Source organism: Pseudoalteromonas sp. P1-26 (assembly GCF_001401795.1).
Lineage (GTDB): Bacteria > Pseudomonadota > Gammaproteobacteria > Enterobacterales > Alteromonadaceae > Pseudoalteromonas.
In genome coordinates, this window is record NZ_LKDX01000091.1 from 1 (window position 1) to 4,609 (window position 4,609).

7 protein-coding genes are annotated in these 4,609 nt (G+C 35.2%); all 7 read left to right on the forward strand.

Translation table 11 applies throughout. The features are described 5' to 3' along the window. The first annotated feature begins 533 nt into the window (after window positions 1–533). On the forward strand, window positions 534–845 hold the full coding sequence (locus tag AN394_RS20830; protein ID WP_152968966.1) for a hypothetical protein: 312 nt from the start codon (window positions 534–536) through the stop codon (window positions 843–845). A 124-nt stretch (window positions 846–969) separates the two neighbouring features. Then, window positions 970–1,461, forward strand: coding sequence for a hypothetical protein (locus tag AN394_RS20835; RefSeq protein ID WP_055022477.1), 492 nt, complete (start codon window positions 970–972; stop codon window positions 1,459–1,461). Window positions 1,462–1,572: 111 nt separating this feature from the next. Next, a complete protein-coding gene (locus tag AN394_RS20840) occupies window positions 1,573–1,866 on the forward strand; it encodes a hypothetical protein (RefSeq protein WP_055022478.1) in 294 nt (97 codons plus the stop codon). 29 nt (window positions 1,867–1,895) lie between these two features. Next, entirely contained in the window at window positions 1,896–2,081 is a 186-nt protein-coding gene (locus AN394_RS20845) for a hypothetical protein (protein WP_152968967.1), read from the forward strand. Window positions 2,082–2,231: 150 nt separating this feature from the next. Further along, on the forward strand, window positions 2,232–2,879 hold the full coding sequence (locus tag AN394_RS20850; RefSeq protein ID WP_055022480.1) for a hypothetical protein: 648 nt from the start codon (window positions 2,232–2,234) through the stop codon (window positions 2,877–2,879). Window positions 2,880–3,008: 129 nt separating this feature from the next. Continuing rightward, window positions 3,009–3,425 carry a hypothetical protein gene (locus AN394_RS20855; RefSeq protein WP_055022481.1) on the forward strand — a complete coding sequence of 139 codons (417 nt, stop codon included), beginning with the start codon at window positions 3,009–3,011 and terminating at the stop codon, window positions 3,423–3,425. Window positions 3,426–3,573: 148 nt separating this feature from the next. Continuing rightward, window positions 3,574–4,458 (forward strand): hypothetical protein, encoded by an 885-nt coding sequence (locus AN394_RS20860; protein WP_055022482.1) that lies wholly within the window; start codon window positions 3,574–3,576, stop codon window positions 4,456–4,458. The last annotated feature ends 151 nt before the right edge of the window (window positions 4,459–4,609 follow it).

The following is a 4,609-nucleotide window of genomic DNA, read 5'->3' on the forward strand; positions in this document are numbered from 1 at the left end:
TTTAGTAGTAATGGCAATTAGTTAAGAAGTTTGTTACAAATGAGTCATTCAGAAAAGCGAGCGACGCAGTGGTAGAAAAACGCGCGATTCGCTCGCTATAAACATGTTATGTAACTAGAGAATATGAAAGCTCCGAGTAAAACCACAGAATTAAGAGAACTCATAAAAGATGCTCGTTGGGGCATCTGGCTTTTTGTTGGACTTAATTTCCTTGTTTTAATCTTCTTTTTACTCGATGGTATTTACAACGAACTTGTATTTGTGCTGCTCTTTATTCAAATTCTACAGTTCGTTGTGTGGTTTTTACCTGTATTTTGCTATCAAGTGTTTTACAAAAAATTAAGAGTAAAACTTGCTATATATAAAGCGTTAGCATCGTACAAAGAAGCCGTAAGTCATTTTTCGTGGTAACGTTACATAACAAGCGCCTAAACTCCGACAATGTTAAGTTGTCATGGTTTTGGCAAACAACGCAAAAAGCCACGCCAACACATTGCGTGTTAGGCGGGCGTTAGCAGTACAAGGAAGGTTGCGTGGATTCTTCTAGTTTCAGAGATAAAATGCTTTCTCAAATCACTATCGGATACGATTGGGAAACATCTAATAATTTCGCTGAAGTTAAGCTTGTGACAAATGATGGCATTTCTTCTTCATACAAGATTCATAACCTTACTGAATATTTACTTTACGAAGACTTTTCAGATAATTACATTAGTCATTGCAAGCTTATTGTAAATGACAGTATGGTTTATTTAAGTTTGGATCCATACGATGAGCTATCCAAAGAAATAGACTTAGATAATGATTGCTTGTGGTTTAAGGGTAGTAACATTGAGTCAGTGTAATGTACTGCTAACAAATTAATTAAACCGTGGACGCAAAACAGCAGGCTTGCGCTCATTCTTCGCTTAGTTTAGCCTGCTATTTTCCGCCGTTTATTAAGGCGTTATGCACTAAAGTCGAGTTCGCATGTGTGAGTTATTACAAAAATATCAAATTTTAATTGCTGGATGCTTAGGCTTTTCTGGAGTTGTTGTAACAATTCTGGCCAATGGTTTCTTTTCAAGGCAGCAGCACAAACGTGAACTTAAATCGAAAACAGACAGCGTAAGAGTTGCTATTCTCTCTGAATTGGAAATAAACCTATCATCATTTGAGGCAAGAATTGAGCAATTGAGCAAGCCGATAAATTCTGATGCTCATATTCCAAAAACTCTTTTTACCGACGTTTATGATACCTTATTAGATCAGGTTGGTTTGTTAAATGACAATCAAGTATCAACGGTAATAAAAGCATACTTACTCATAAAAGAATTGCCTTATTTCTTTCAACTGTATGCGGATGATTCTAAAGAAGGTTTCGTTATCGTTAAAACAGATAAACGAAAAGTTATAGCTGAGATGCATCAAATAAGATTAGAACCGATTAAGATGGCAATTTCTAGCTTAAAAAATGCATAACAAAGTTGTAAACACGGACAAAAAACAGTTGGCTTTGTTCGTGCCTCACAAAATTTTAGCCAACTATTTTTAGCCGGTTACAACGGCGTTATGCGCCTAATGGAGGATATAGTGCAGATTCGAGATCTTTTTGAAGCTAAGGTACGCAGTGCAGTCAAGGAGTGTTATGAAATTGGATATGCCCCAACAAGATTTGAATCAATGATCCGTAAATCACATCCTGTTGAAGTTGCAAAGAAGTTTGTAGTTTCTGGTGAATTTCAGTATGGGTTTAAAGAACTGTTAAAGCTCGGCAAATCCGATCTAACCATTGAAAGTATTATGTTAGATGAAAGCTTTAAAGAACTCTTTAGTAGTAACGAATTAGCTGCTGCTGAGTGGCGACTAAAAATGGGTAAACATTAACTATGAAGTATTGGTACGGATATAGAGTTGTGGAATTAGATGGTAGTAACCCCGGAAGGGCATGTATTTCGGAGCCATTTAATACTTACGAAGCTGCAAAAACAAGCAAACAAAAACTAAAAGCAAGGGATATGGAACAGACTTCTATTTTTCGAGCTGAGACAAAATCTGATGCTGAGCTGGCAATGCAAAAAGAGTTATTTTCAAGGCTTTAATCCGCAAGAAACCGGCGCATAACAAGCGAATTAACGTGGGACGTTTACTCGTGGCGCATTTTTTCATAGAAACGCTGTGAATCAGGCATTTCTATCAGTTTGGGCAAGTAAACGCCCGTTATTCGAACGTTAAGTGCACTAAGGGAAAGTATGAAGCTACATGATGTAATGCAAAAACAATCAATTGCTAATAAATTTGATTGCAACATTGAATTCGAACAATTGGGTATCGAAAATGTATTAACAATAGCTGAAAAAGATCCAAATATTCTTTTTGAAATTGGCGCTCAAGCTTGGATGTTATTTGTTGAATCTGGGGCTAAAGTAAATCCACAAAAATTAGCATCTGATTTTGATCACAGAAACCCTCTTATTTATCAAAAAGTAGAAAAAGTCATTAAACGTAAAGTTATACAAGATTTGTCTTTCTCGTACGCTTTACTTGATGATCCGGAGGTTGTTTCACGAGGTTGTATTCAGCTTTTACTTTGTAGAATGTACCCTAACGATTTATTTATTGCGGACGTTGCTTTTTATAATCCTTATAAACCTGTTGCATCTAAAGATAAAAAATATGATTTACACCACTTTAGATCACTAAACCTTTTTGGTATCCATTTGGACCAAATTAAGCAGTATTGTCGTGCAAACAAAATATCAAGAATTACATTAACCACTTCATCAAATGAGCAAATCCCTTACTTTGAATCTCATGGCTTTAAAATTGAGAATAATACATTTGCTAAGTCTGCTTTTGAACATGGGTGGAGTGTACCAATGTATTTAACGTGCACTTAACAAGTGCCTAAACCAAAGGACGCAAAATAGCAGGCAGCGCTCCTTCGTCGCTAATTTTAGCCTGCTATTTTTCGCCGGTTAGGCAAGCGTTATAAGCCACTCTAGTTTGGCACTAAATTAAGGATGATGATGAAAAAAACTCTTTTACTGCTAATGTCTCTTTCGCTATTCGCATGCTCTTCGACTCCTCCTAAGCTTGATGCAAACGAAGAATTCGAACGACTCTATGTCGCACTTGGAATGGAAGAAATCTTAAGTTCATTTGGTGGCGAAATAAATATCAGTCCTGAAAAATTGTTTTCAGAAATGTTGAGTGATTTACCTGAAAATCAAAAAAGAATTTTTATCGAGTCTATGTCTTCAAAAATAATGACTGATCCTATCAATGTAAATGCAGCTAAAGTTGTATTTAGAACAAAGCTTCTCTCGCTATTAACAGCCGAAGAGTTAAAGATTGCAGCAGATTTTTATTCTAGTAATGTTGGCTTAAAGGCACATCGAGCTATCATAGAGGCAGAAGTAGCTGTTTCTGAGTCTTTAGATTGAATTAATGGCTTATAACAAGTTACTCAAAAGGACGCAAAACGCTTGGCTTGTGCTCCTTCGTCGCTAATTTTAGCCAAGCATTTTTGCGCCAATTAGTAAGGCGTTATGTGCTTTCAGTAGTTGGCAAGAATCGAGTAAAGGAATACAAGTGAACTTTTTAGAATTAGATGTAAAACTTCAAGCAGCCATCGTTTCAGCTATTACTTCTCTTTTTATATTTGGACTAGGTTGGTTGTTTAAAGTCTTCCATGAAAATTATTCATTAAATTACAAACTTCAAAAAGAATATAAATTCGAACAAAAGAAATTACTAAAAGAAGAGATTGTGAAAACAAAAGTACCTTTGTTAAATGCCGCAGAGGAGTTTAACTACAGGATGTTTAATTTTAATAAAAATATTTCTAAGGGTTACCATAACATTAGTGAGAAAGAGTGGTTCCAGACAAACCAATACTACCTCAACAGCTTCATATATAGGTTTCTTGTTTTAATTCACTTCTGCATAAAAACAGAAGAAGACTTATTATCTATGGACTCAACGGTTGCAGATGAAGAAGATATTACTTTTTTACTTTATGTAAAAACATTTAAAAATATTTTTTGTGAATCCAACTTATTAACTGAATTGGGGTATAAGCAAGATGATGATTCGAACCACTTTTACCGTAATGAACTTAAAGGATTTAGCGGATGGGTAGTAAGTAACAACAAAGTTATTGAATTTGATGATTTTGTTCCTAAGTTAAAATACAGTTACGATCCGCTTAGACGAGTCATCGAGTATTTTTCTAAAATTGACAATGATGATAAAGATAAAACCTTAAATATACTTCGGTGTACACACCTTCTATCTATATGCTTTTTAAACGAATTTGGACATTCCTATCAACAGACTGATAAAGGTAAAATAAAAAAATTAAATCAAAGCTATAAAGATAAAATCAAAATAAAGGCGAGCTTTCTTAACTTTTTAGATGATAGCAAGTTAAAGAAGAAAGTTTTATCAAACTTTAAAGCAGGCTTAGCCAATTAGCACATAACAAGCGCATTAAGCACGGGACTGCTAAAGTTTGGCTCGGTTCCGCTCCGCTTCACATTTTAGCCAAGCATCATTAGCCCGTTATGCGAGGCGTTAGGTTACTAATGAGTACAGATATAGAACCGATGTATATTGATTGCGGTAA